We start from the raw sequence: 25,648 nt of genomic DNA, 5'->3' as shown, positions 1-25,648 counted from the left end.
CAATACTGGTTATCATATCGTCAAAACTTGATGAATATCTCGTCACAGCACCCATCTCCTAGCAAATTGACCTAGTTAAATAAGAGGGCAATTAATTAACGCTCACTTCGCCTTTAAGTAGTAATCAAGCCTCGCAATGATTATAGTGTGCTCAATTGTCCTCGATAGATAAAAGTCAAAATGTTTCAAGATAATCCTCTACTCGCTCAGCTCAAGCAGCAAATCCAAGAAACCCTCCCTAAAAAGGAAGGTACCATCAAAGCCACTGAAAAAGGTTTTGGTTTTCTCGAAGTTGATAGCAAAACAAGCTTCTTTATCCCGCCTCCGTACATGAAGAAATGTGTGCACGGTGACAAGGTGATTGCCATCATTCGCACAGAGAAAGAGCGCGAAGTAGCAGAGCCTGAGGAATTGGTTGAACAAGGTCTTACTCGCTTTATTGCACGAGTTAAGCTTTTCAAAGGCCGATTGAACGTTGTTCCTGATCACCCGCAGCTCAAAAAACTGCAACTTAAAGCGAAAGCAATGAAGGGTCTAAACCCTGAAACGCTTAAAGAAGGTGACTGGGTTGTTGCTCATATCATTCAACACCCGTTAAAAGGTGACAACGGATTCTTGGCTCAAATCTCTGAAAAAATCACAGACGCTGACGACAAGATCGCACCTTGGTGGGTAACGCTGGCACAAAACGATCTACCAAACAGCGAGCCTGAAGGCATCGACAACTGGCTAATCAACGATGACGCCGATCTTGAACGTGTAGACATGACGCACGTCCCTTTTGTGACTATCGATGGCGAAAGCACAAAAGATATGGATGACGCGCTTTACGCGAAGAAGAAAGAGAACGGTGATTTTGAACTGACTATCGCAATTGCTGATCCAACGGCTTACATCTCTCCAGATGATGCGATGGATAAAGTGGCACGCGAGCGCGGTTTCACTATCTACCTTCCTGGTCGCAACATCCCAATGTTGCCTCGTGATCTTGCTGACAACCTATGTTCACTGATCGAGAACGAAGTTCGTCCTGCACTTTGCTGCACAGTAACGGTATCTAAAGATGGCGTTATCGGTGATGACATTAACTTCTTCGCTGCAAACATCAAATCTCATGCTCGTCTTGCTTACGACAACGTATCAGACTGGCTAGAAACAGGTGCATCAGAGAAATGGCAACCATCAGAAGAGATTGCTGCAATTGTTTCTGATCTTCACCAATTTGCTCAAGCACGTTCACAATGGCGCTCAGCAAACGCTGTTGTGTTCCCAGATCGCCCTGACTACCGCTTTGAACTGAGCGAAGATAACGATGTTGTCGCTATCCACGCTGACATGCGTCGTAGCGCAAACAAGCTGGTTGAAGAATCAATGATCAGCGCGAACATCTGTGCGGGCCGAGTACTAAAAGAAAGCTTTAACCAAGGTGTCTTTAACTGTCACTCTGGTTTTAAAGCTGAGAAATTAACAGACGTTCTAGAACTGGTTAATCCAGAAGCCGAAACACCGTTTACAGAAGAGCAGATCGTATCTCTGGAAGGTTTTGCTACTCTGCGTCGTTGGTTAGGTTCTTTAGACAACAGCTACTACGACAACCGTATTCGTAAATTCCAAGCGTACAGCGAGATCAGCAATGAACCTGCGCCGCACTACGCGATGGGATTAGACATTTACGCGACGTGGACTTCTCCAATTCGTAAATACGGTGACATGATTAACCACCGTATGCTTAAAGCACACATCTTAGGTAAAGCGCCAATTCAAACACCAGACGAAACTATTGGTGATGAACTTGCCCTGCACCGCCGTCACCACGGTATGGCTGAGCGCAATGTTGGCGATTGGTTGTATGCTCGCACTCTAGCCAATGCTCCAGCAGAAGAAACTCGTTTCCAAGCTGAGATTTTCGATATTAACCGTGCAGGTATGCGTGTACGTTTACTTGAAAATGGTGCTGCTGCATTTATCCCTGGATCTCTCATTCTTAATAATAAAGAAAGAATAGAGTGCAACGGTGATATGGGTACTGTATCTATCGATAAAGAAATGGTATACAAACTGGGAGACGTTTTAGAAGTAGTTCTCTCTGAAGTTAATCAGGAAAACCGTAACTTAGTAGCAAAACCTACTCAAGTATTTGCGGACTTGCCTAGCGAGCCTGAAACGACAAACGAAACCGAAGCTTAAAGGCTTTAACAGCTACAGCTTTCAAGGTTACGGCTTTCAAGGTCAAAGCTATCAAGGTCAAAAGCTTCAAAGGTTCACTTCTAAAGGCGCTAATTATTAGCGCCTTTTTTGTAAATGTCTCATGCTTAAACAATACTTAAAAAAAACAATCAATAAGCAATCAATTTACAACGTCAAAGAAGCTCACTATGTCATCAATCACAGTTACTCAGTTCAGAAACTTCATTCCCAGGAGACGAGAACGTTATCCTGCTTCTAAAAACGGTATCTTTATAGTGTCGAAAGGCAGCATTTCTTTTGTGTTGCCCAATGGTACTCAAGCCTCGTTGCAAGCGGGAGATTTCACCCTTTACAATTCTGGTCAGATTAAAGACATCACGGTTAACACTGAAAATGGCGAATTCAGCGCAACCTGCTTAGATTTTGATTTGGCTATCTTTCAAAAGTTCATTAATCAGTTCAGCGATTTAGAGTCCGCTCGAATCCCAGACAAGTACATTAAGTTCAATCAAACGGATACTGAGCTCTGTCAGTTGAAAGATCTCATCATGTCACTGGCCAACTCTTCTACTCAGAATGACTACGCACTCACTCAATTAGGCTTAAGTTTGCTGTCTTTGATGGTGGAACAGTACCCAGCTCTATTGGCTATTATTGCTCGAGCTTCAAGGTTAACCGTGACCCAAAGAGTCATTCATTACATCGAGCAAAACATTGAAAACAATATCTCTTTGGATACGCTCGCCAGTTACATGGGAATGTCACCGGCTACACTTAAACGTCGCTTATCGGCTGAAGATCTGTCGTTCTCAAACTTATTAAAGATAAAACGTATTGCTCATGCAGCCACTCAGCTAAGAACATCGGATAAGTCGATCACTCAAATCGCGTATGAGTCAGGCTTTAAAAGTGCCGCTCACTTCAGCACGGCCTTTAAAACGTATCACGGAAAAACACCAAAAGACTTCCGATCGCTAGTGGCACAAGCACAACTGCAGAGCGTAAAGCCGCAAGTTTAAAGAAACAAAGCGATAGATTGATGTGGACGTCTTAGTTGGGAACTGGTGTAAACCAAGTGGCTTCAATATTAAGCCACTTGGGTGTGGGATGAGATGATTTGGCTTTGGGATTCAGTGGTTGAGTTTTGATACTCATTGATTCAGCTTTGCGAGCAGGCCACCAGCAAACGTGAAAACAGAGTGACTATGACCAGAAGTACGATTTAGGGTCTTTTTCTATTTCCGCCAAAATAGCATCAAGATCCTTCGATTTAGGAAGGTACGGATACGGCCCCCAATTCACAGAGTCGGTTTCGACATCCCCTTCAAGCGGCACCATCACTAACCAACAAGACAGCGACTCATCAAAAGTCACGCAGACGATCTCGTTTGTATAATCACTGTGAGATGAGTCGAGTAGATAATGCGCCTGAGAAAACAGCACACCACCCTCACACTCTTCATATAGGGATTTGCCTAGCTCGACAGGTAAACTTCGATTTCGAGATGTACAGAGCCTCTCGGCCCCAATTAAAAGACGATTCAGCTCGATATGAATGACGGACATAACACCCCTTGTAACTTCATAGAAACTTCATAGAAACTTCTAAGTAGTGAATTCCTCTACTTAGCTTAGGACTCAACAAACATTTTAGCGAACAAGCGTAATCAAAATACCTGCCCTGCTCCCAGAAACGAATCTTGCTTTCGGAAACCCAGAAAGCTACGACTCATCAAGCGAACAGCTATACATCGAGAGTATGGAATTTCACAAAAGTGTCATATAACCGACCTATCATATGCGACAAATGTTATTAACTAGGAGTTGTTTATGTTACGAGTCGCGCTTGCCTCTCTTTTATCCTTAGCCCTGTCTTCTCATGCTGCTTTAGCACAAGAAACCACTATTTCGGGCTCCACTTCAGTATCACGAGTGATGGATGTATTAGCTGAGGAGTACAACAAGACTCACCCTGATAACTATATTGCGGTTCAGGGCATTGGTTCTACAGCAGGTATTACCATGGTTAATAAAGGTGTCTCTGACATCGGTATGAGCTCGCGTTATTTAACCGACCGCGAACAAGACGAGAAGTTGAAGGTATTTCCAATTGCCTTTGACGGCCTAGCTGTAGTAACTAACCGCTCAAACGCTGTAAGCAACGTTACACGTGAGCAGCTGTTCGATATCTACAAAGGCAAAATCACGAACTGGAAAGCTGTGGGTGGCGCAGATCAGCCTATCGCAGTTGTCACTCGCGAAGCGTCTTCTGGCTCACGCTATAGCTTCGAAAGCTTGCTTGGTTTAACGAAGATCATTAATGACCGTCTAGTGTCTGACATCAACCCAAATAACTTGGTTGTAAACAGCAACAGCATGGTTAAAACGATTGTTAACCATAACCCACACGCGATTGGTTTTATCTCTGTTGGTTCAATCGACCGTTCGATTAAAGCAATTACATTTGAAGGCGTAGAGCCAACATCTAAGAACATTGCTAACCACAGCTATGAATTGGCTCGCCCATTCTTGTTGCTGCACAAGACAGACTCAGTTTCTGACGAGAGCAAAGACTTCATCAAGTTCGTGAAGTCAAAGCAAGGGCAAGACCTTATCGAAGAGTACGGCTACACTCGCATTAAATAAGTGAGTGAGTTTTATCTTATGAAAAAAAAGAGAGAGCATTAAGCTCTCTCTTTTTTTTGGAATCTATATGGTTCGTTTAGAAGTGAAGTTGAATCACTGAAACGATCACAGCGCCAGGACGACGAATACCTTCGATTTCGACGCGAATTTCGCGTTCAATCTCTAGGCCTTTCTTAATTGGCGTTACTTTTGTTAGCGTACTTTTAGCACGAACATTACTGCCCGATTTAACAGGGTATGGGAAACGTACTTGGTTAAGACCAATGTTTACGACCATCTTCGCTGTTGGGAATTGAGACTTGTCAGGGTCAACACTGTCAGTCAATCGAGGAAGCAGAGATAAAGTTAAAAAACCATGTGCGATGGTTGTTTTGAACGGAGAGTCTGTTTCCGCTTTTTCAGGCTCAGTGTGAATCCACTGCATATCTTCAGTAACAAGGCCGAACTGGTTAATACGGTCTTGACTTACATTGATCCAGTCGCCAGTATGGATGACTTCACCGATCTGTTGATTAAGCTCATCAAACACAAGTTGTGCTTCTGGCTTAAGTACGATCGGCTGTTCCACCGGCATCTCTGGTGCATCTTCATTGACAGCAGGTTTGTGGTGATCACGAACCCACGCAAAGAAATGGCTATTTTGCGTACGATTAAGAAAGTCGCCCCAGTAATCTCTAAGAGCTGGAGACATCCATTGCATAAACTCTGAGTGTTGCGAAGACATGCTATCGCCTCGGTGTTTAAATAAATCAATGACTTTCATAAGAACCTCAATGCACAAAAAATTTCAATATAACTTCGTAATTTTGAAACACTTCACACTATTGTGCAAATGTTTTCGAGCATACAACCGTTAGCTGAACCTTGTTAAAATCATATTAAACATACACTTACCAATAAAACATCATTTTATTACAAAACCCAAATTAGAGTGTTAGCTCTATCACATGACAAACATTTGTTTATATAAAAGGCGTTTTTATTCATAAGTGGAATAAAAAAAGGCTTAGCGCAATGCTAAACCTTAGTTTTTACAAGGAATTAGTTTTCCGAGGGTTGGTCTTGTAAGAGACGAATCTTACAAGACACTCAATCCCCTATTCGTCATCAAGCGGAACCAGCTTGGTATTACCACCGTGTGCTTTCTCACGCTTACGTTGCACGAATGCGTAGAAGCCAGGGATTAGGAACGTACCCGCCAGTAACACACATAACAGGCCGCCGATCAGTGAAATACCCAAAGAGTTCTGACTCACGTGACCTGCGCCCGCAGCAAAGATAAGCGGGAAGATACCTAAGATGAACGACCAAGACGTCATGTTCACAGCACGGAAACGTAAAGTACCGCCCTTCACCGCCGCATCTTCAATCGGTGCGTCTTTCTCTTCACGCTCTACCTTTGCGAATTCCACAATCAAGATTGCGTTCTTCGCGGCCAAGGCTATCAAGAGAACCAAACCTATTTGTGCATAAAGGTTCAGCGGAGTGCCCGTTAGATTCAATGCCAAGAAGGAGCCTAAGGTTGCGACAGGTACCACGAGGATAATCGCAATCGGAATTGTCCAACTCTCGTATTGAGCCACCATAAACAGGTAGATGAAGATCAGAGCCAGTGCGAAAGCAAAGATCGCTTGGTTACCTGCTAGTACTTCTTGGTAAGCCATGCCTGTCCATTCGTACTGATACCCCTGAGGCAATACTTCTGCAGCTACGCGTTCCATTGCCGCAATCGCATCACCACTTGAGTAACCTTCTGCAGGTTGACCTTGAATCACGGCACTGCGGTACATGTTGTAACGCCATGCTACATCTGGTTCAAAGATCTGGTCGTAAGTCACCAATGTGCTTAACGGGATCATCTCGCCATTAGACGAACGAACGTGGAATCGTTGTAGGTCGTCCATGCTGCTACGGTGTTCACTGTCAGCTTGCATGGTTACGCGGAAGTTCTTACCAAACATGGTGAAGTCGTTCACGTACAACGAACCAAGGTTACCTTGTAGTGTTTGGAAAATTTCCGACAACGGAATACCTAATTGCTGCGCTTTCTCACGGTCAATATCGACATAGTAGTGAGGTACGTTCGCACGGAAAGTACTGAATGTGTGTGAAATCTCAGGCTGTTTGCTCGCCTCAGCTATCACGTCATTCATCACCATAGCAAGATCAGTACGGCTTCGGCCTAGCGTATCTTCAAGTACAAACTCGAAACCAGACGCGGCCCCCATGCCCGGAACTGCAGGAGGCCCCATCGCAAACACGACAGCTTGAGGAAGTTCAGTCGCAGCACGACCATTAATACGCTGTGAGATAGCCTGAGCAGAGTGTTGACCATCCAGTGCATTACGCATGTCCCAATCGTGAAGCTTGATGAACATTGACGCACCATTCGACGCAGAAGCGCCCGTCATAAATGCGTAGCCGTTAACCAGTGTTACGCCATCAACACCCGGCTCTTGTTCAACCATTTCAAGCAGCTGCTTAGTCACTTCTTCGGTTCGAGACAAGGATGCCGCGTCAGGAAGCTGAACGTTAACCAGCAAAATGCCTTTATCTTCTTGAGGTACAAACGCCGTAGACGTTGTCTTCGCAAAATAAGTCACAGCCGCCAAAGCCACAAAGAAGAAAGTGAACAGCAGAACGCCTTTCTTAACTAAGAAGCCAGCCACTTGACCGTATTTGTTAGTAACAGACTCTAGACCACGGTTAAATGCTTGGTACCAACGCGCCGTGTTACCACCACCCTGCTTAAGAACCAGTGAACACAATGCAGGTGATAGCGTTAATGCGTTAATTGAAGAGATAACAACCGCGATACAGATAGTCAGAGCGAACTGACGGTACATGATGCCAGTAATACCAGGAAGCATTGCAACAGGGATGAATACCGCAAGTAGAACCAAGGTCGACGTAATGATCGGCCCCGTTACTTCTTTCATCGCAATAAGCGTGGCTTTACGCGGTGAAATGGTTGGGTCTTTAGCCATTGTGGTATCAACGTTCTCGATAACCAAGATCGCATCATCTACTACGATACCAATCGCTAGTATCAAACCAAACAGGGTTACCGTGTTGATGGTGAAACCCGTCATCTGCATGATGGCAAACGTACCAATCAAAGATACCGGAATCGCAACTACAGGAATCAAGGTTGCACGCGCACTACCCAAGAACAGGTACGTTACCGCAATAACCAGCAAGATGGCTTCGATTAAGGTCTTTACTACCCCTTTGATCGACTCAGCAACAAACAGTGTAGTGTCGTAACTTGCTTCATACGCCACGCCTTCTGGGAAGTTCTTGCTTAAGTTTTCCAGCATCGCCATCACAGCTTTGCCACTTTCCAACGCGTTAGCGTCTGATTGAAGTGACAGCGTTACGATCGACGCATCTTGACCACGGTATTTACCATTACCGTCGTAGAACTTTTTACCAAGCTCAACACGTGCAATGTCTTTTAAGTAAACCGTTGAACCGTCTTGAGTTGCACGAAGAACAACATTTTCAAACTCATCAGCTGTTTCTAATCGGCCTTTTGTTACCAAGTTGAACTGCACTTCTTGTGCGTTGTTATAAGGTGCAGCACCAATACGGCCTGCAGCAACTTGAACGTTCTGCTCTGCCAACGCGCGATTCACGTCTGAAGTGGTGATATTGAGGTTAGCCATTTTCTCAGGATCTAACCAAACACGCATCGCGTATTCACCACCACCCAACACGTTAACTTCACTGATGCCCTTCACACGAGCCAGTTGGTCTTTAATGTTTAGGTTAACGTAGTTGATCAAGAATTGATCGTCGTACTCACCGTTTGGCGAATAGAAGTTCAATACCATCAAAAGGTCTGGTGAACGCTTTTTAACGGTGACACCCACCATTCGAACTTCTTGCGGAAGCTTCGATTCGATTTGAGCAACTCGGTTCTGAACGTTGACCTGAGCCATATCTGGGTCAGTACCAACATCAAAGGTCACATTAAGGTTGTATGAACCATCGTTAGCGCTTTTAGAAGACATGTAGATCATATCTTCAACGCCGTTAACCGACGTTTCTATGGGGTCGGCTATCGCCTGTTCCACCACTTCAGCACTTGCGCCCGTGTAGAATGCCGACACACTGACCGACGGTGGACTAATTTTTGGATATTCAGCCACTGGCAAGATAGCGAGAGAAATCGCACCCGCCAGCGTTAAGATTATGGATATAACAAGGGCGAACTTAGGCCTTTGAATAAAGAAACGACTTAACATAAATAGTCCCCTTACTCAGCTTGTTCAGCAGAAGCTTGAATACGAACAGACATACCATTACGTACACGCTGTAGGCCTTGAGTGATGACTGCGTCGTTTTTCTCTAATCCAGAATGAACAATCACACCACCTTCAACCTGACGACCCATTTCGATGTTTCTACGCTCAGCCACAGGAGCAGCTTCGCCTTCAACTAACACCATAACAAAGTCGCCTTCAAGGTCGGTTTGAACCGCGCGGCGAGGAATGGTTACGACATCAATAGATTGCTTCTCACGCAGATCAACACGAACGTGCTGACCAGGAAGCAATTGCTGGTCTGGGTTATCGGCAATAGCGCGCATCGCGATCGTACCAGTGTTTAGGTTGATACGGTTGCCCAAGAAATCGAGCTGACCTAGATGTTCGAATGCTTCGCCATTTTCAAGCATGATTTGCACTTCAACACGATCAGAATCGCTGCTGCCGTCACCTTCAATTCGGTCCATACCTAACTCAATACGCTCACGCTCACTGATGCTGAACGATGCATGGATTGGGTCTAGGCTAACCAAAGTTGTCAGAACACCTGAAGACGGTGAAACTAGGTCACCTTTACTTACTTTAGTGTCACTGATTCTTCCAGAGAAAGGCGCGATAATTTTGGTGTGAGAAAGTTGGACATTCGCGGCGTTTAACTGAGCTTGGCTTGCTTCTAACTGTGCTTGAGAACCTAATAGGTTTGCCGTTAATGCATCAAATTCAGATTGAGAAATACTGCCCTTAGGAAGTAGGTTCTTACCACGATTGAAATCAAGTTCGGCTTTTTTAAGGTTGGCATTCGCTTGAGCAACAGCCGCTTTCGCGCTTGCTACTTCTGCTTCAAATGATGAAGGCTCAATTGAGTAAAGCAATTGCCCCTTCTCGACCATTTGGCCTTCTTTGAAATGGCGGCTTTGCAGGTAGCCAGAAACTTGTGCAGTAATTGCCGTGTCTTCAACGGCTTCAATACGACCGATGTACGACTTACTTTGTTGGTGAGAAACGACGCTAACATCCTGTACAGCTACGAGAGGTAAAGGCGCTTGCTTGGCATTCTGAGCATCTTGCCCACATCCAGCAAGAATAAGAGAGCTTGCAAGAGCAGTAAGGATCAACTTTTTACGCATGGTTATACCGTCACTTATTAGTATTTGAACAGCATAAAATTTACGTAACACCTCTGTTACCATTGTCCGAGGAATATCAATTATAACTGGCCAAAGTGTATCAATATGTTAATTGAAACCAAGTGCTTATAAAGTGATTACAAACACGCTACAATTCCTAAGTAAATCAATCTCTCAGCTTTTGTTCTCTATGGATATTGTCTAACATAATGTATTGTCAGACAGATAAGCATTCACATTTAATTGTTAAGGAATTCTCATGATTTCAAAATGGGCTAAACGTTTCTATCAAATGGCGGAATTGGTCGGTTCTTGGAGTAAAGATCCTTCAACTCAAGTCGGCGCCGTAATCACTAAGCACAACCGCATTGTTTCTGTTGGTTTTAATGGCTACCCACATGGCGTGTCTGATAGTGCGGATACTGATGACAGAGAGATGAAGTACCTCAAGACACTTCACGCTGAAGAAAATGCGATCTTATTCGCCAAGCGTGATTTGGACAGTTGTGAGATCTGGGTGACGCATTTCCCTTGCCCAAACTGCGCAGCGAAAATCATCCAAACCGGTATTTCTGCGGTTCACTGCCCAGAGCAAAGTGAAGACTTTCTTTCTCGCTGGGGAGACAAAATCAAAGTGAGCCAAGATATGTTTGAACAAGCAGGCGTAAAAGTCGATTGGTTGCCACTGGCTGACCTAGATTAAACGAACAGATAGTTAGAACAAAAAAGCCGAGAGTCGATATTATCGCTCTCGGCTTTCTTTTGTTTGGGGCTCAGCGGACTGCAGGATTAAGCACTGACAGGAAATGCTTCAGCGTATGCTTCCATGAAATCTTTACGAATCTCTTGCTCTAGATGAACCGCCTTCTCGGTTGGACAGAAAATCATAAAATGGACTTCTTGCTCACCTGTCGAACTGCTTGTGATATGGATGTGAGGCTCAGAACCCGGAAGGTCAACACCAGCGTGCTTTTCGATCACACCGTTGTAACGGCGAGCAACATCGATAAACTCTTCGCAATGCTCTTCAATTTTCACAATAAGACCCGACAGCATAGGGTATAGGTTTACAAAGTCTTTCACCGTCACAAAAAAGTTATGATAAACATAACGCTTCATGAAGTTGAGGTTCTTAACCGGATAAGTGAAGAACATGCTATTAGGCAGCGTGGCTGTCTTGCCAGTGAAGTGATATTGCCCATGATACAAATCGATTTCTTGAATCACGGTCGCCATCAGATTGTGCTCAATCACTTCACCGCTGATTTTACCCACTTCGATCCAGTCGCCGATTCTAAATGAACGAGAACTCGCACGCTGAATAGAACCGGTGAAACACAAAATGATCTCTTTTGAAGCCACTACTATCGCAACAGCAATGGCCGTGACAGATAGCGCAAACTCGCTGATTTCGGATTTCCACAGCACAAATAACGTCACAACAATAATCGCGAATGTGCCGTTTTTGGTTCGTGACATCCAGTTACGTTGGTCTTCACTAAGGAAAGCAACATCACCTCTTATTTGAGATAAGGTGATTCGGCGAATGATTAAAATAATAGTGATAATCAACGCACTAAAAATAAACTTATGAGCGAGTAGAAAATCAATTACTTGCCACACTTTTTCCATTACTTATTCCTTAGCATTACAACGACGAGCTTTACAACGATTAGCGGAGACTTCGCTATGAAAAAGCGCTCAAAAATAGAGCGCTTTTTTACGTGCCTAAATCAGCTATTGGTAAGGCTATCATTTTATCTTGGCAGAAGTAATAAATTGGCCAAAAGTTTCACACCAAATCACAACCGTATTAAATCGATTAAGATCAGTACCTTCGGGAAGCTCAACCATAAAGCGGTCGAATGTTTTCACATCTCCGACTCTCAATAACTCGTTCTTGCTGTCATTGAAAGCGTGCTCGGTTTCAATGAACTTAGGCGAGAGATAAACCTTGTAATCAGGTCCCGGCGCCAATTCACCTTCAAAAGCGATCGCACTTTCGGATACTGAGACGATGCCTTCTCCCCAGTGCAAGAAGTCACTGTCTTGTCGATCTTTAGTGAACTCGCCCGTGTAGATAGCCTGCTCACTGATCGCTTCAACAGAACTTGAGGAAGGAGAATCAGGCTCAATCAAGATAGGCAATGCGTAAACGCCTAGCCCAAAACCAACAGCACCCACGGCTAAGTGGGTGCAAAGTAAAACTAACTTTTTCATCGCGTACTCCCTTATGCTTAAAGAGAGTATTATTGAATACTCTCAAAAATACAAAGAGATATAACGCTCTGATGTTCTATTTTTGGTAATGCGTTGCTGTACGTTGTGACAGTTCAACAATCACTTTTACCGCTTGCTCCATGCCTTGAATGGTAATGAACTCATGAATACCGTGGAAGTTGTAACCGCCAGTAAAGATATTCGGACATGGTAGCCCCATGAAAGATAAGCGAGCACCGTCTGTACCACCTCGGATTGGTTTAACCATTGGCTCGACATTGCACTCAATCATCGCCTGCTTGGCCAATTCAATAATATGTTGATGCGGTTCAACCATCTCTTTCATGTTGAAGTAGCTATCGGTTAGCACCAGCTCAACACGGCCTTTCTCAAGGCGCTCATTCAGCTCATCGACTTTCTGCTGCATGAATGCTTTACGCGCTTCTACACCCTCACGTTCAAAATCACGGATGATGTATCCCAGTTCAGAGCGAGCCACACCCATTTCCGCCGATTTCAGGTGGTAGAAGCCTTCATAACCTTCTGTGCACTCTGGTGTTTCTTGCGCAGGCATCATCAATTGGAATTGCGCTGCAATGTTCATCGAGTTCACCATTTTATCTTTTGCGGTGCCCGGGTGAACGTTCACGCCATGACAGATAACATCGGCGCTCGTGGCATTGAAGTTCTCAAATTCCAACTCCCCTACTGGGCCACCATCGATAGTGTACGCCCACTCGGCGCCAAATTTTTCAACGTCAAACAGGTTCGCACCGCGACCAATCTCTTCATCCGGCGTGAAACCAATGCAGATGTCGCCGTGTTTGATGTCTGGATTCGCTTTCAGGTAAGCAATTGCACTGATGATTTCAGCGATGCCCGCTTTGTTGTCGGCACCAAGCAGAGTTGTGCCGTCAGTCGTAATCAGGTCGTGACCATGTAAAGAATCAAGATCTGGATACTGGCTTGGGTTCAAACTCTCGCCACTTTCCCCTAATTCAATCGTTCCACCTCGGTAATCTTTAATCACTTGTGGTTTCACGTTGGCGCCTGATGCGTCAGGAGCGGTATCCATGTGCGCCACAAAGCCAATCGCAGGCACATCGTAATCGACATTCGACGGCAGTTTCGCCATCAAGTATCCATTGTCATCTAAAGACACATCAACTAAGTCTAATGCCACCAATTCTAACTTTAAGGCTTCAGCAAAGGTAATTTGACCCGGTGAACTTGGGCATTGCTGATTAGAAGGATCGGATTTGGTATCAAAAGTAACGTAATTCAGAAAACGTTCTACAAGCTTTTCCATAATTCATCTCACCATGGATTAAGTAATTGATTTACTGACTTAATTATTATGTCGATAAGTGATACATCGTTAAATAAATACGAGCACAGAGTCAGTAGCGAGGGTTTTCATCTTACGCCCCTGACCATGTATGTAATTGCTCTAAATCATTATTGTGCGAAATTAGATGCGCTTCCTATACTTGAAAACAGAGGGTTTCGTCAGTTCAACATTGCATACGGATGATAAGAGATCGCTTTGTACGCATTCTACGCCCTCCGCTCTCAGCCTAACAAAAGTACAAAGTGGATGATGATCACAATTTATCCTTGATGCAGAATCTGTCATACGTTACACGGAGACACAGTTATGACGATTAATAAATATTTCATTTTCTCTCCTCAAGCCTCTGAGGAAACGCTTCGACCAGTATTAACTGAGAAAGAAGTTCAAAGGCAGGAAGCTCTAAGACAGGCGCAGATCCAGGGTGGATTAGACACAAACGCGACCTCGTAACTCAATGAATACCTAGCACTATTAAGACCCCTATAAAAAAGCTCTACGCTCTATCCGGTAGAGCTTTTTTTTATTTTTGATCTGTTCTCCTCTCCCCCACTCCCAAACAAGCTGAACATTAAACCTTCGCTCATTGCTTGTTGTTCTTCACTTCTCGATCACCAATTGGCTCATAGTTTCTCGCGAATGTATTTTCACGCATTGCACACACTAGCTTGCAGCGCTGAGAAATGACTCACTAAACTCCCCGATGCCATACCTTGTCGTGTCATTTTGTGCTAATAATTCATATTCGTTTTCATTCCTCACTCGCCCTCTTTTCAAAACTATAATGCGAGTACCAGAGAACCTAACCACAGGAACCCCGAATTCAATGGAATATTCAAAGCTAGGAAGTAGTCAAATTCCCGTTTCCCGTATCTGTCTTGGCAGCATGACTTGGGGGCTACAAAATACGCAACAGCAAGCCGACCAACAGATCGAATACGCATTAAGCCAAGGTATTAACTTTATCGATACTGCAGAGATGTACGCGGTTCCACCTTCTCCAGATACCTACGGAAAAACAGAAGCGATCATTGGTAACTGGTTATCGCGTAACCCACAGCGTCGACAAGAGTTGATCATTGCGAGCAAAATTGCCGGGCCAGGGCTTCCTTGGGTTCGAGATGGCGGCCCGATAACGGGTGAAGCGGTGATCGCAGCCGTTGACGCATCATTAAAACGCCTACAAACAGACTATATCGACCTTTACCAACTTCATTGGCCAAATCGTACAACGCCTCACTTTGGTAAGCATTTCCCGAATCACATTCGATTCAGTGATATTGACCGAAAGCAGCATGAAGCTGAGATGTTGGAAATCCTACAAGCACTGGCAAGCTGCATTAAGGCGGGGAAAATTCGCCATGTCGGGCTTTCAGATGATTCTACTTGGGGCATTAACACATACCTCAAGCTGAGCGAGAAACACGATTTGCCACGTATGGTTTCGATTCAGAATGAATTTAGCTTGCTGCACGCAAAAGACTGGCCATATCTGATTGAGAACTGTGTGCATGAAGATGTAGCTTACCTGCCATGGTCACCTTTAGCTGCAGGCATGTTGAGTGGAAAGTACATTGATGGCGCAAGACCGGAAGGCAGCCGTTGGACTTACATGCAACGTAAAGGCATTTTCCGTGACACTGAATCTGCCAACGAAGCGGTTAAAGGCTATGTTGAAGTAGCAAACGCTCATGGATTTACTCCGAGCCAACTGGCATTGGCATGGTGTAATCAAGTTGATGGGGTGACGTCCACCATCATCGGTGCAACGACCATGGAGCAATTAAAAGAGAACGTAGCCGCTTTTAGTAAACCGCTATCAGAAGAGATCCTGACTGATATCAACACAGTATTTAAACGCTATCCTGCTCCGTATTAGGCTGTCAGTTCAGCTTAACTTAGGTGAGTAAATCCCATAAGAGCGCGCTATTTAGTGCGCTTTTCTTTTTTAAGTGAGTTGCTTTTGCTTTTTATGTAGATCGCATTGAGTCATCACGCTTTTGGTTCGCTAACCTTTGCTCTATAATGCGCGGGCTTATATCTAGGATAAAAACATGATTTCAAAAAACCAATTAAAACTCCTTCGTGCTTTGGGCCAAAAGAAACAACGTAAAGCCCACGGCCTGTTTCTAGTTCAAGGTGAAAAGAACGTTCTTGAGCTGTTCAATAGTGACTTAGTCGTGAAGAACGTCTTTGCTACCGCTGATTTCTTATCTGAAAATCACGCATCACTGATTGAGTTTGATTGTGTTGAAGCCTCACTGGATGACCTAACCAAAGCGAGCACTTTGGTAAGTAACAATGCAGCGATTGCGGTTGTTGAGATCCCAACGTTTGAACTACCAGAAGCGACAGGACTGATGATTGCACTTGATGGCGTTTCAGACCCTGGCAACCTAGGTACGATTATTCGCGTAGCAGACTGGTATGGCATCAAGCATATCGTTGCGAGCAGTGATTGCGCAGACCCATACAACCCTAAAACTATCAGCGCGACTATGGGCAGCTTTGGCCGAGTACACGTAAGTCAAACTGACTTACCAGCTTACTTAGAGCAAGCGAATCTACCGGTTTACGGTGCATTTTTGGAAGGCGAAAGTGTTCATAAGACTGACTTCACTGCAAATGGCATTTTGCTGATGGGCAGCGAGTCTCACGGTATTCGTGAACACGCCGCTAAATACGTGACAGATAAGATTACGATTCCAGCATTCGGTGGCGCAGAGTCTTTGAACGTTGCAATGGCGACAGGCATTATTCTCGACAACATGCGTCGTCAGCATAGCTAGACCTCTAAGCTAACTAGCCAATCGACAATGTTCAAATATTAAAAAAGGCGTATTGATTAAATCAGTACGCCTTATTATCTAAGTTCTTTTCAACAATTACTTTTCTAGCATTGCCAACTTATCAGCGACACCATTCCACTTCTCAGCGTCATCCATTGGTGCTTTTACTTCCGTTTGTACCGGCCAGATTTCGGCAAGCTCTGCGTTCACTTCGATAAAGATTTTTTGATCTTCTGGTAGCTCATCTTCTTGGAAGATCGCTTGAGCATCACATTCAGGTACACATAAACCACAATCAATACATTCGATTGGGTTGATTACCATGAAATTTGGGCCTTCATGGAACGCATCTGCGGGGCACACTGCCACACAGTCTGTGTATTTACATTGAATACAATTATCGCCTACGACAAATGCCATGATGCTCTGCTCTATAAGTTAGTCAAAATTGAAGAATGGGGATAATACTCATCCCAAAGCAAAATTCAACATCATACGGCTCTAATATCGTGTCTATTTGCTCCATGTTTCCAAATTAGTATGACAGATAAATCAATTTCTCGTAAAATGCGCGCCATTGTGAGCTTATCGCTTCTTTGAACATCAGCGTTTCCATCAAACTCTGTATTAAGAAACGATCTAGCTAAGACACCTATAAAAACGAGACATCGAAATGATACGTTTAACCGAAATTAAACTCCCACTAGACCATGAAGAGTCTGCTATTCAAGACGCTATTGAAGCGAAACTTGGTATTAACTCTGATCAGGTACTCTCTTTTAATATCTTTAAACGTGGCTACGATGCTCGTAAGAAATCAAAGATCTTACTTATCTACACGCTTGACGTTCTCGTTGAAAACGAAGCTGAGTTGTTAGAACAATTCATTAGCGACCCGCACGTAAAAGTGACTCCTGATATGGAGTACAAGTTTGTTGCTAAAGCGGTTGAGAACCAAACTGAGCGCCCTGTGGTTATCGGTTTTGGCCCATGTGGTCTATTCGCTGGCCTAGTGCTTGCTCAAATGGGTTTCAACCCAATCATCGTTGAGCGTGGTAAAGAAGTTCGTGAGCGTACGAAAGATACCTTTGGTTTCTGGCGTAAGCGTACGCTGAACACAGAATCAAACGTACAGTTTGGTGAAGGCGGCGCAGGTACTTTCTCTGACGGTAAGCTGTACAGCCAAGTTAAAGATCCAAAGCACTACGGCCGTAAAGTAATTGAAGAGTTCGTTGCTGCGGGTGCACCAGAAGAAATTCTATACGTAAGTAAGCCGCACATCGGTACCTTTAAACTGGTTACGATGATCGAAAAGATGCGCGCTTCTATCATTGAACTTGGTGGCGAAATCCGTTTCAGCACTCGTGTTGACGACGTTCATATGGAAGATGGTCAAATCACTGGCCTAACGCTTTCTAACGGTGAAGAGATCAAATCTCGTCACGTGGTATTGGCTGTTGGCCACAGTGCTCGTGACACGTTTGAAATGCTGTACGATCGTGGCGTTTACATGGAAGCGAAGCCTTTCTCTGTTGGTTTCCGTATCGAACACAAGCAATCGATGATCGATGAAGCTCGTTTCGGTAAGAACGCAGGCAACCCAATCCTAGGTGCTGCGGACTACAAACTCGTTCACCACTGTAAGAATGGCCGCACTGTATACAGCTTCTGTATGTGCCCAGGTGGTACTGTGGTTGCTGCAACGTCTGAAGAAGGCCGCGTAGTAACGAACGGCATGAGCCAATACTCTCGTGCAGAACGTAACGCAAACAGCGCGATCGTTGTAGGTATCGACCCAGAGCGTGATTACCCAGGTGACGCACTGGCTGGTATCCGTTTACAACGTGAACTAGAAAGCGGCGCTTATGTTCTTGGTGGTGAAAACTACGATGCACCAGCTCAAAAAATCGGTGACTTCTTGAAAGGTCGCGATCCAAGTGCAATCGGTGAAGTACAACCGTCATTCACGCCGGGTATCCACCTGACTGATATTTCAAAAGCGCTGCCTGATTTTGCTATCGAAGCGATTCGTGAAGCAATCCCAGCGTTCGAGAAGAAGATCAAAGGTTTCTCTACGCCAGACGGCCTACTTACCGGTGTTGAGACACGTACGTCTTCTCCTGTATGCATCAAACGTGGCAAAGACTTCCAAAGCATCAACCTTAAGGGCTTCTTCCCGGCTGGTGAAGGTGCAGGCTACGCAGGCGGTATCCTGTCTGCTGGTATCGACGGCATTAAGGCCGCAGAAGCGCTAGCACTATCAATGGTAGAGCAGAACCAAGCTGAGAAGATTGAGATCGCTTAAGCGCTTTCGATAAAGCAAAGCTAGATCGCGATCAACCAAAACTAAAAATCCAGTGCCTTGTCGACACTGGATTTTTTTATGTGCATGTGACTAGCGGTGAGCAAGCAACATGGTAGAATGCCGCCATTAATCTTATCCTTGTATAAGATTGTTAAACCTTTCCATCGCTATTTAGCCAAATCATACCGAGAAACTTATGCCATTTTCCAAGCTTGGATTAAGCTCACCTATTGTTAAAGCCGTTGCAAAACAAGGCTATGAAAAGCCAACCTCTATTCAAGAAAAAGCAATTCCGATTGTTCTTTCTGGTAAGAACCTTATTGCTGCAGCACAAACAGGTACAGGTAAAACTGCGAGCTTTGTTCTCCCTATCTTAGAAATGCTAAGCAAAGGTGAAACGCAGCGTAAAAAACGTATCCGCGCAGTTATCCTGACACCAACGCGTGAGCTGGCAGTTCAGGTTGAACAGAACATCACTAAGTACGCGAAGTTCCTAAACCTAACATCACTAGCGATGTACGGTGGCGTGTCTTACCAACACCAGAAAGATCGTCTTATTGAAGGCGTGGATATTCTTGTGGCAACACCAGGTCGTTTGATCGACATGTACGGACAACGTGCCGTTCACTTTGATGAAGTGGAAGTACTGGTTCTAGATGAAGCTGACCGCATGCTAGACATGGGTTTCATTGAAGACATCAACAAGATCATCGCGCGTCTACCACAAGACATCCAAAATCTACTGTTCTCAGCAACGCTTTCAACGCCAGTGCGCGCGCTAGCGAAAAGTGCTATCAGCGAAGCGGAAGAGATTTCGATTGCCAAGACAGATGCGTCTAAAGCGAACATTGAGCAATGGTTAGTTACCGTAGATAAAGACCGTAAGTCAGCACTATTGAGCCACATGATTACCGAAGGCAACTGGGACCAAGCGCTTATCTTTATCGAAACCAAGCACGGCGCTGCTAAGTTGGTTGCTCAACTTGAGAAACGTGGTATTCAAGCGGAAGCTTTCCATAGTGGACGTAGCCAAGCGATTCGTGAAAAGATTCTGGCTGACTTCAAGAAAGGTCGTCTAAAGTACTTAGTCGCGACGGGTGTTGCTGCTCGTGGTATCGATATCGACAACCTAAGCCGCGTAGTAAACTACGACATGCCTTTCCCAGCGGACGACTATGTTCACCGTATTGGTCGTACAGGCCGTGCTGATGCGTCTGGCGAAGCGATATCTTTCCTATCGAAAGATAACTTCAAAAACCTGTGCATTATTGAAAAGCGTCTGGGTCACTTGATTGAACGTCGCGTTGTTGAAGGTTTCGAACCACGCAAAGAAGTGCCAATCTCAGTATTGAACTTCGTTCCTAAGAAGAAAAGAGAACAGCAACAAGACTAAGTAATTTCAGCGACAGAAAATGCAAAGTTGCATTAACCAAAAGAAAAGTCGCATTAGCCAAAATGAAAATAAAACGAAGCCCTATGCGGCTTCGTTTTGTTCTTTGATACACAGATAAAACAGAGGTATGAGATGATTACTCCTATCGCAACGAGATTAACCCGCGGCCAAGACCTAAAGCTTGAGATCCAGAGGCTAGTGACAGCGCACAATATCTCCGCGGGCTCTATTGCGTCTTGTGTCGGATGTGTTTCTCAACTCAATATTCGCTTAGCTAATGCCAACAACACCAAGCTAGTTCAAGCTCCGTTCGAAATAGTCTCGGTGATGGCAACGCTAACCCCAAACCACCAGCATATTCATATCTCCGTTGCTGATGAGAATGGCAATGTAATTGGTGGGCATTTGCTTGAAGGGACGATTATCGCGACCACGGCTGAATTGATTGTTCACCGCTACGATACCTTGACCTTCAACAGAGAGCATGACGATTCGACGGGTTACACTGAACTTACTATCAGCAATAGCAAATAACTGATTTACCCATAGCAACACCAAACGCCCCATACAAAGCGATACTACCAAACAGCAATTAGGAAACACGATGGCTCCAAACTCCGCAGATTCCGTTATCGTTCTCGATTTCGAAACCACAGGCTTATCACCCAATATGGGCGACCGAGCGATTGAGATCGGTGCGGTAAAACTCGTTAACGGCGAAGTCGTCGACACCTTCCAACAACTCATGAATCCAGGGTTTCGTGTGAGTGGCTTCATTGAAAGCTATACCGGGATCAGTAACCGTATGTTAAGCACTGCGGCCAGTTGCAGCGAAGTGATGGATGAGTTTGCAGACTTTATCCAAGGCAGTCAGCTTGTGGCTCATAATGCCTCGTTTGATAAACGCTTTCTCGACGCAGAATTAGACAATATTGGACGTGATTACAATGGACAGTTTGCATGCTCAATGTTGATTGCTCGTCGGCTAATCCAAGACGCTCCGACCCATAAGTTGGGCGACCTAGTTCGATTCAAGCGCATAGATAACGACGGCACTTTCCACAGAGCATTAGCCGATTCAGAAATGACAGCAAGGTTGTGGTTATTGATGATTGATGAATTGCAAAGTGATCACGGCATTCAACAGCCAAGCTTTCAATTGATGCAGAAAATATCTAGGACAGCCAAAGGTTCGATTCCAAAACTACTGATGAGCAACAGGGGTTAGGTTCCGAAATTCAGTTTGATGAAAGGCTAGCTCGATAATGACCGCTAGCCTTTAAAAAGAACGCTCTACTCTTGCAATGACTCCAACGTTCCTTTGAGGCTTTCTAACTCATTCATAAAATACGCCCACTGCTTGTTACTGCTGGTCGCGGCCATATCTACTAAAAACTTGGCTGATGTTTCCATATTTTGGTTGAGTTGTGACTCAAGTTCATCAGGATAATAAGCTTCATTGTTTAAAAGCAACTTCATGATAATCGGCTGAGCAATATGCAGATCGCTCTTCTTTGCCATCAGCGTCGTTAGCTCTTGATAGGTGTTGTTTTGATATTGTCGCCAACTGCTATTGGTATTTACCCACTCTTTAGACCAAGCCAAAATAATCTGTTTTTGTTCTTTCGATACTGAACCTAACCACCGTTCTGCGCGCTCTTCTATTCTGCTTCGGTATCGCTCTCTCGAATCGGCATCGTTCAACGACAACCTTTCTTCATAATAGTCTTGCTGCTTTTCACGAAAGTTCTTTAAAAACTCCCTGTCTTGCTTAGGGCTAAGCTGCATACTCAAGGCGTAAATATCTGGAGCGAACTTATTGACGATTGTGCGAATATGCTCTTTCGTTTGTTCACTTTGGCCCACAATAAAAGCGGGATTCATATCCGACCGATCTACGTTTTGAATCGCTTCTAATTGCGAGATGTACAGAGGTAGCTGAGTTTCTTTATGCCATTTTTGTAATATATCTAATCGCTCTTCAAGCTCTGATTCTTGGCTATTTGAGAGGGAAACAAAATCTTCTATATAGCTAACGACAAACCAACCTATATTGTTATAGGCGAACTTGGTCCCGCACCCAGTAAATAGAAAACAGATCACTAAAACTAACCACCGGCACTTTCTCATTCTACCCTCTCACGACATTCAACAAAGCCACAAACCGATTAACTCATCCCTTTAAGGTTAGCCCAGTTTTTATAACGCTAATTCTAGCTCTTATAAAAGTAGTCTTAATAAACAGTGGTCGTAAAAACTTTGAGATAAATTGAGATCCAAACTTGCTAATCTAGCTATTTAGGCAAATGATTAAACTAAAAATAATTAATGGCAGTGATGTAACTTGATTTTATTACTCATTTTACGTGATACGAGCCCTATAAATGAGTTGGGTTGACGCATTTAAAATGATTGATATTTGGGAGGGAAGCTATGGCCGCTATTCCTGATCATCCAAGCGATTTAGAATATGAGCTTTGTTATTTTGATGATGGTTCAATAACCACAATCACGATATTGGTTCACAATCGACAGGAAGCGATGACTTGGTATCTTAGCGAAGGAAAACATATCAACGATCTTTATTCGATAAGACCCGATGAATAATGCTTTGGTATAGAGGACTAGGTCGATAAACCTAAGATAAGAAACTTAAGTGGCATTTTGTGGAACACCCTTTACTGCAATGCCATTAATTAGCAATGTCGTTAATTAGACATATCGCAGCAAAGGGATTCAGTCTCGAATTACTTCAGGATTCGGGCGCGGAATTGACGACCCTTCATTTTACCTGATTCGATTTTGTTCAGTGCTTTTTTAGCCACAGATCTTTCTACCGCTACGTAAGCACGCATTGCAAACAGATTGATCTTACCTACTGATTTACCATCAATGCCGCCTTGGCCCGTCAGTGCGCCAAGAATATCACCAGCACGAAGCTTAGCTTTCTTACCGCCATCAATTTGGATGGTAACCATGTTTGAGTAGTACGGCTTAGCAATTGGTTTTGCTGGCAGTTCAGATGGCTCGATTGGCATGTCCATGTACTCATCAATTTGAGCAACACGGTACATCTCTTTTTCACTAAAAAAGCTGATCGCTACGCCTTTGCTTCCTGCACGGCCAGTACGACCAATACGGTGTACGTGAACTTCAGGGTCGCGAGACAATTCAAAGTTGAACACAGCATCTAGGTTATCAACATCAAGACCGCGAGCCGCAACGTCTGTCGCCACTAGAATCGAGATGGTTTTGTTTGAGAACTGAACCAAAGCTTGGTCACGTTCACGCTGTTCCATGTCACCATGAAGTTCGATAACACTGAAACCGCGGTGGCTTAGCTCATCGTTTACGTTCTGCACTTCTTTCTTAGTGTTACAGAACACAACCGCAGACTCCGGTTGGTGATGAAGTAACAGCAACTCTAGAGCGTCATCACGAGCTTCAGAACCTTCTAACTTGTAGAAGTGTTGTTGGATGCTTGAGTGATCGTGTGTTGATTCAACCTTCACCATTTCTGGATTGCGCATAATGCGGTCTGCAACAGATTTGATCTGTTTAGGGAAAGTCGCACTGAATAGCAGAGTTTGGCGTTCTTTTGGCGCCGCTTCAATCACAGCATCCAAAGCGTCTTGGAAACCCATCTCTAGCATGCGATCCGCTTCATCTAACACAAGTGTGTTCAGCTCAGACAGGTCAATGCGGCCTTTCTCTAGGTGATCAAGAATACGACCAGGTGTGCCCACAAGAATGTGTGCGCCATGCTCTAGTGAACCAATCTGTGGGCCCATTGGCATACCGCCACATAGTGTCAGCACTTTAATGTTGTGAATACCACGAGCAAGAGTACGAATCTCTTTTGCTACTTGGTCTGCAAGCTCACGAGTCGGACATAACACTAAAGACTGAACACGGAAACGCTTAACGCGTAGGTTCTGCAGCACGCCTAAACCGAAAGCAGCTGTTTTACCTGAACCCGTTTTACCCTGACCGATAACGTCCTTGCCATTTAGGATAGTAGGAAGACTTAACGCTTGGATCGGCGTCATTTCAGTATAACCAAGAGAATCTAACGTATTTAGAAGCTCTGGTTTAAGGGCGATTGAAGAGAATTTTGAAGTGCTCAATGGAAATATCCAACTGGTGAAAAACAGAGTGCATTATGAGTGTTTTTGAAAATTATTCCACCTTAATCACAGTTTTGGAGAAACATGTTAGGCGAACACAAAAAAGCCAGCTTTGTTAGCTGGCTTTAACTTCTATACGAATTGCTTTCTATGGCACACCGTGACCTTTAGATGCAACCCATACGCGATACCACTGTTCGCGCGTCAGCTCGATTTTCAGTGCATCAACGGCCGTCTTCACACGCTCAATCTTACCAGAACCAATAATTGCAATTGGACTAGATGGTAAACGACGAACCCAAGCGTAAATCACTTGATCAATGCTGTCTGCACCGACTTCTTGACGAATCGCCTCTAGCTCATCACGAACGCGAACCGCTTGCGCTGAATCACCACTGAAGATGCTACCACCACCGAGACAAGACCACGCCATCGGGCGAATGCGGTTCATCTGCAGTTGATCTAGCGTGCCATCATGAGCCACTTCGAAGTTCAATGGGTTGATTTCAACTTGGTTGGTCACTAACGGCTTACCGAGTCGAGATTGAAGCAGTTCGAACTGACGCGGTGAAAAGTTAGAAACACCGAAGTGCTTAACTTTACCTACTTTGTGTAGCTCTGCGAACGCTTCTGCTACTTCATCGGCATCCATTAACACGTCAGGGCGGTGAATCAACAATACATCGATATCGTTAACACCTAAGTGCTCTAATGAGTTATTTACTGATTGGTAAATATGCTGCGCGCTGGTGTCATAGTGATTGATCTTACGATCTGGAGTGTGGTCACCACATAGGTTGATATCGCACTTGGTGACGATTTGAATATCATCACGAAGGCTTGGTTCAAGCGCTAACGCCTCACCAAACAACTTTTCACATTGGTAGTTACCGTAAATATCCGCGTGATCAACAGTTGTGATGCCAAGATCAATATGTTGCTTCAGGAAAGTCAGGCGTTGTTGCGGGGTCATGCCCCACTCTGCTGTACGCCAGTATCCTTGCACCAGCTCAGAAAGTTCTGGGCCTTGTGGCGCTATCGTTACTCTTGCAACCATGGGTTGTCTCCTTTATCAATACTGAACGTATCCTAAGCTCGTTTTACCGAAGGCTCAACGTATAACAAATGGCAAAGCTAAACGCTTATTAAAAATGTGAGAGCCGCAGAAAAACGAACACTTAAATGAATTATAACTTGCTGTCTGCCCGCGAGCCGTTCTCCTGAAAGGCTTG

Annotated in this window: 23 protein-coding genes; 12 read left to right on the top strand and 11 right to left on the bottom strand. The window is 44.5% G+C overall.

The genetic code is table 11. The features are described 5' to 3' along the window. Positions 1 to 180: 180 nt before the first annotated feature. Positions 181 to 2,187, top strand: a complete 2,007-nt coding sequence (gene rnb, locus ACED41_RS11285; protein WP_371724970.1) for an exoribonuclease II — start codon at positions 181 to 183, stop codon at positions 2,185 to 2,187. Between the two features lie 188 nt (positions 2,188 to 2,375). Beyond that, on the top strand, positions 2,376 to 3,206 hold the full coding sequence (locus ACED41_RS11280; RefSeq protein WP_371724969.1) for a helix-turn-helix domain-containing protein: 831 nt from the start codon (positions 2,376 to 2,378) through the stop codon (positions 3,204 to 3,206). 184 nt (positions 3,207 to 3,390) lie between these two features. On the opposite strand, the gene ACED41_RS11275 is transcribed toward ACED41_RS11280, so the two are convergent. Then, positions 3,391 to 3,753, bottom strand: coding sequence for a DUF3024 domain-containing protein (locus tag ACED41_RS11275; RefSeq protein WP_017059495.1), 363 nt, complete (start codon positions 3,751 to 3,753; stop codon positions 3,391 to 3,393). Between the two features lie 264 nt (positions 3,754 to 4,017). Here ACED41_RS11275 and ACED41_RS11270 point away from each other — a divergent pair, with 264 nt between their 5' ends. Then, positions 4,018 to 4,833 (top strand): phosphate ABC transporter substrate-binding protein, encoded by an 816-nt coding sequence (locus ACED41_RS11270; protein WP_017064361.1) that lies wholly within the window; start codon positions 4,018 to 4,020, stop codon positions 4,831 to 4,833. A 76-nt stretch (positions 4,834 to 4,909) separates the two neighbouring features. On the opposite strand, the gene ACED41_RS11265 is transcribed toward ACED41_RS11270, so the two are convergent. From ACED41_RS11265 to ACED41_RS11255, 3 genes are all read right to left on the bottom strand, one after another. After that, positions 4,910 to 5,596, bottom strand: a complete 687-nt coding sequence (locus ACED41_RS11265) for a MaoC family dehydratase (protein ID WP_017059493.1) — start codon at positions 5,594 to 5,596, stop codon at positions 4,910 to 4,912. Between the two features lie 334 nt (positions 5,597 to 5,930). Then, the gene (locus ACED41_RS11260; protein WP_017064360.1) at positions 5,931 to 9,083 is read right to left on the bottom strand and encodes an efflux RND transporter permease subunit; all 3,153 of its coding nucleotides are present in this window, start codon (positions 9,081 to 9,083) and stop codon (positions 5,931 to 5,933) included. 11 nt (positions 9,084 to 9,094) lie between these two features. Next, the gene (locus ACED41_RS11255; protein ID WP_017067488.1) at positions 9,095 to 10,231 is read right to left on the bottom strand and encodes an efflux RND transporter periplasmic adaptor subunit; all 1,137 of its coding nucleotides are present in this window, start codon (positions 10,229 to 10,231) and stop codon (positions 9,095 to 9,097) included. A gap of 259 nt (positions 10,232 to 10,490) precedes the next feature. On the opposite strand from ACED41_RS11255, the gene ACED41_RS11250 reads away from it, so the two are divergent. Further along, on the top strand, positions 10,491 to 10,934 hold the full coding sequence (locus ACED41_RS11250) for a dCMP deaminase family protein (protein WP_017059490.1): 444 nt from the start codon (positions 10,491 to 10,493) through the stop codon (positions 10,932 to 10,934). 86 nt (positions 10,935 to 11,020) lie between these two features. Here ACED41_RS11250 and ACED41_RS11245 read toward each other — a convergent pair whose 3' ends face one another. The 3 genes from ACED41_RS11245 to pepT all read right to left on the bottom strand — a co-directional run bounded on the left by ACED41_RS11245 (position 11,021) and on the right by pepT (position 13,760). After that, positions 11,021 to 11,863, bottom strand: a complete 843-nt coding sequence (locus ACED41_RS11245) for a mechanosensitive ion channel family protein (protein WP_017064358.1) — start codon at positions 11,861 to 11,863, stop codon at positions 11,021 to 11,023. Positions 11,864 to 11,983: 120 nt separating this feature from the next. Next, complete coding sequence (locus ACED41_RS11240; RefSeq protein WP_017064357.1) at positions 11,984 to 12,451, bottom strand: DM13 domain-containing protein; 468 nt, start codon at positions 12,449 to 12,451, stop codon at positions 11,984 to 11,986. Between the two features lie 76 nt (positions 12,452 to 12,527). Continuing rightward, the gene (pepT, locus tag ACED41_RS11235; RefSeq protein ID WP_017059487.1) at positions 12,528 to 13,760 is read right to left on the bottom strand and encodes a peptidase T; all 1,233 of its coding nucleotides are present in this window, start codon (positions 13,758 to 13,760) and stop codon (positions 12,528 to 12,530) included. A 348-nt stretch (positions 13,761 to 14,108) separates the two neighbouring features. Between pepT and ACED41_RS11230 the strand changes: the two genes are divergently transcribed. The 3 genes from ACED41_RS11230 (at position 14,109) to ACED41_RS11220 (ending at position 16,591) form a co-directional block, all read left to right on the top strand. Next, positions 14,109 to 14,255 (top strand): hypothetical protein, encoded by a 147-nt coding sequence (locus ACED41_RS11230; RefSeq protein ID WP_017059486.1) that lies wholly within the window; start codon positions 14,109 to 14,111, stop codon positions 14,253 to 14,255. Between the two features lie 373 nt (positions 14,256 to 14,628). Beyond that, on the top strand, positions 14,629 to 15,681 hold the full coding sequence (locus ACED41_RS11225) for an aldo/keto reductase (protein ID WP_032545660.1): 1,053 nt from the start codon (positions 14,629 to 14,631) through the stop codon (positions 15,679 to 15,681). A 175-nt stretch (positions 15,682 to 15,856) separates the two neighbouring features. Next, the gene (locus tag ACED41_RS11220; protein WP_065584752.1) at positions 15,857 to 16,591 is read left to right on the top strand and encodes an RNA methyltransferase; all 735 of its coding nucleotides are present in this window, start codon (positions 15,857 to 15,859) and stop codon (positions 16,589 to 16,591) included. A gap of 96 nt (positions 16,592 to 16,687) precedes the next feature. On the opposite strand, the gene fdxA is transcribed toward ACED41_RS11220, so the two are convergent. Then, positions 16,688 to 17,011 carry a ferredoxin FdxA gene (gene fdxA / locus ACED41_RS11215; protein WP_010431058.1) on the bottom strand — a complete coding sequence of 108 codons (324 nt, stop codon included), beginning with the start codon at positions 17,009 to 17,011 and terminating at the stop codon, positions 16,688 to 16,690. 253 nt (positions 17,012 to 17,264) lie between these two features. On the opposite strand from fdxA, the gene ACED41_RS11210 reads away from it, so the two are divergent. The 4 genes from ACED41_RS11210 to ACED41_RS11195 all read left to right on the top strand — a co-directional run bounded on the left by ACED41_RS11210 (position 17,265) and on the right by ACED41_RS11195 (position 21,517). Then, positions 17,265 to 18,896 (top strand): NAD(P)/FAD-dependent oxidoreductase, encoded by a 1,632-nt coding sequence (locus ACED41_RS11210; protein ID WP_048606003.1) that lies wholly within the window; start codon positions 17,265 to 17,267, stop codon positions 18,894 to 18,896. A 196-nt stretch (positions 18,897 to 19,092) separates the two neighbouring features. After that, complete coding sequence (locus tag ACED41_RS11205; RefSeq protein ID WP_017064352.1) at positions 19,093 to 20,289, top strand: DEAD/DEAH box helicase; 1,197 nt, start codon at positions 19,093 to 19,095, stop codon at positions 20,287 to 20,289. A 132-nt stretch (positions 20,290 to 20,421) separates the two neighbouring features. Beyond that, on the top strand, positions 20,422 to 20,823 hold the full coding sequence (locus ACED41_RS11200; protein ID WP_017059481.1) for a PPC domain-containing DNA-binding protein: 402 nt from the start codon (positions 20,422 to 20,424) through the stop codon (positions 20,821 to 20,823). A 70-nt stretch (positions 20,824 to 20,893) separates the two neighbouring features. After that, positions 20,894 to 21,517 (top strand): PolC-type DNA polymerase III, encoded by a 624-nt coding sequence (locus tag ACED41_RS11195; protein WP_371724968.1) that lies wholly within the window; start codon positions 20,894 to 20,896, stop codon positions 21,515 to 21,517. Positions 21,518 to 21,582: 65 nt separating this feature from the next. Here ACED41_RS11195 and ACED41_RS11190 read toward each other — a convergent pair whose 3' ends face one another. Continuing rightward, positions 21,583 to 22,419, bottom strand: coding sequence for a DUF6279 family lipoprotein (locus tag ACED41_RS11190; RefSeq protein ID WP_371724967.1), 837 nt, complete (start codon positions 22,417 to 22,419; stop codon positions 21,583 to 21,585). Between the two features lie 303 nt (positions 22,420 to 22,722). Between ACED41_RS11190 and ACED41_RS11185 the strand changes: the two genes are divergently transcribed. Further along, positions 22,723 to 22,896, top strand: coding sequence for a hypothetical protein (locus ACED41_RS11185; protein WP_017064349.1), 174 nt, complete (start codon positions 22,723 to 22,725; stop codon positions 22,894 to 22,896). Positions 22,897 to 23,036: 140 nt separating this feature from the next. Here the strand turns inward: ACED41_RS11185 and dbpA are convergent, their stop codons facing one another. After that, positions 23,037 to 24,416, bottom strand: coding sequence for an ATP-dependent RNA helicase DbpA (gene dbpA, locus ACED41_RS11180; RefSeq protein ID WP_017064348.1), 1,380 nt, complete (start codon positions 24,414 to 24,416; stop codon positions 23,037 to 23,039). 148 nt (positions 24,417 to 24,564) lie between these two features. Next, the gene (locus ACED41_RS11175) at positions 24,565 to 25,473 is read right to left on the bottom strand and encodes an aldo/keto reductase family oxidoreductase (protein ID WP_017064347.1); all 909 of its coding nucleotides are present in this window, start codon (positions 25,471 to 25,473) and stop codon (positions 24,565 to 24,567) included. Positions 25,474 to 25,648: the final 175 nt, after the last annotated feature.

The sequence above is a fragment of the Vibrio sp. 1F255 genome, assembly GCF_041439145.1.
Taxonomy (GTDB): Bacteria; Pseudomonadota; Gammaproteobacteria; order Enterobacterales; family Vibrionaceae; genus Vibrio; species Vibrio crassostreae_C.
The sequence above is the reverse complement of the archived record's forward strand: the minus strand, read 5'-3'. Positions and strand labels throughout refer to the sequence as shown.

What these genes read in the sequence shown, in the direction of transcription:
- rnb (WP_371724970.1), top strand. Translation starts at nt 181, where the DNA reads ATGTTTCAAGATAATCCTCTACTCGCTCAGCTCAAGCAGCAAATCCAA.
- ACED41_RS11280 (WP_371724969.1), top strand. Translation starts at nt 2,376, where the DNA reads ATGTCATCAATCACAGTTACTCAGTTCAGAAACTTCATTCCCAGGAGA.
- ACED41_RS11275 (WP_017059495.1), bottom strand. Translation starts at nt 3,753, where the DNA reads ATGTCCGTCATTCATATCGAGCTGAATCGTCTTTTAATTGGGGCCGAG.
- ACED41_RS11270 (WP_017064361.1), top strand. Translation starts at nt 4,018, where the DNA reads ATGTTACGAGTCGCGCTTGCCTCTCTTTTATCCTTAGCCCTGTCTTCT.
- ACED41_RS11265 (WP_017059493.1), bottom strand. Translation starts at nt 5,596, where the DNA reads ATGAAAGTCATTGATTTATTTAAACACCGAGGCGATAGCATGTCTTCG.
- ACED41_RS11260 (WP_017064360.1), bottom strand. Translation starts at nt 9,083, where the DNA reads ATGTTAAGTCGTTTCTTTATTCAAAGGCCTAAGTTCGCCCTTGTTATA.
- ACED41_RS11255 (WP_017067488.1), bottom strand. Translation starts at nt 10,231, where the DNA reads ATGCGTAAAAAGTTGATCCTTACTGCTCTTGCAAGCTCTCTTATTCTT.
- ACED41_RS11250 (WP_017059490.1), top strand. Translation starts at nt 10,491, where the DNA reads ATGATTTCAAAATGGGCTAAACGTTTCTATCAAATGGCGGAATTGGTC.
- ACED41_RS11245 (WP_017064358.1), bottom strand. Translation starts at nt 11,863, where the DNA reads ATGGAAAAAGTGTGGCAAGTAATTGATTTTCTACTCGCTCATAAGTTT.
- ACED41_RS11240 (WP_017064357.1), bottom strand. Translation starts at nt 12,451, where the DNA reads ATGAAAAAGTTAGTTTTACTTTGCACCCACTTAGCCGTGGGTGCTGTT.
- pepT (WP_017059487.1), bottom strand. Translation starts at nt 13,760, where the DNA reads ATGGAAAAGCTTGTAGAACGTTTTCTGAATTACGTTACTTTTGATACC.
- ACED41_RS11230 (WP_017059486.1), top strand. Translation starts at nt 14,109, where the DNA reads ATGACGATTAATAAATATTTCATTTTCTCTCCTCAAGCCTCTGAGGAA.
- ACED41_RS11225 (WP_032545660.1), top strand. Translation starts at nt 14,629, where the DNA reads ATGGAATATTCAAAGCTAGGAAGTAGTCAAATTCCCGTTTCCCGTATC.
- ACED41_RS11220 (WP_065584752.1), top strand. Translation starts at nt 15,857, where the DNA reads ATGATTTCAAAAAACCAATTAAAACTCCTTCGTGCTTTGGGCCAAAAG.
- fdxA (WP_010431058.1), bottom strand. Translation starts at nt 17,011, where the DNA reads ATGGCATTTGTCGTAGGCGATAATTGTATTCAATGTAAATACACAGAC.
- ACED41_RS11210 (WP_048606003.1), top strand. Translation starts at nt 17,265, where the DNA reads ATGATACGTTTAACCGAAATTAAACTCCCACTAGACCATGAAGAGTCT.
- ACED41_RS11205 (WP_017064352.1), top strand. Translation starts at nt 19,093, where the DNA reads ATGCCATTTTCCAAGCTTGGATTAAGCTCACCTATTGTTAAAGCCGTT.
- ACED41_RS11200 (WP_017059481.1), top strand. Translation starts at nt 20,422, where the DNA reads ATGATTACTCCTATCGCAACGAGATTAACCCGCGGCCAAGACCTAAAG.
- ACED41_RS11195 (WP_371724968.1), top strand. Translation starts at nt 20,894, where the DNA reads ATGGCTCCAAACTCCGCAGATTCCGTTATCGTTCTCGATTTCGAAACC.
- ACED41_RS11190 (WP_371724967.1), bottom strand. Translation starts at nt 22,419, where the DNA reads ATGAGAAAGTGCCGGTGGTTAGTTTTAGTGATCTGTTTTCTATTTACT.
- ACED41_RS11185 (WP_017064349.1), top strand. Translation starts at nt 22,723, where the DNA reads ATGGCCGCTATTCCTGATCATCCAAGCGATTTAGAATATGAGCTTTGT.
- ACED41_RS11175 (WP_017064347.1), bottom strand. Translation starts at nt 25,473, where the DNA reads ATGGTTGCAAGAGTAACGATAGCGCCACAAGGCCCAGAACTTTCTGAG.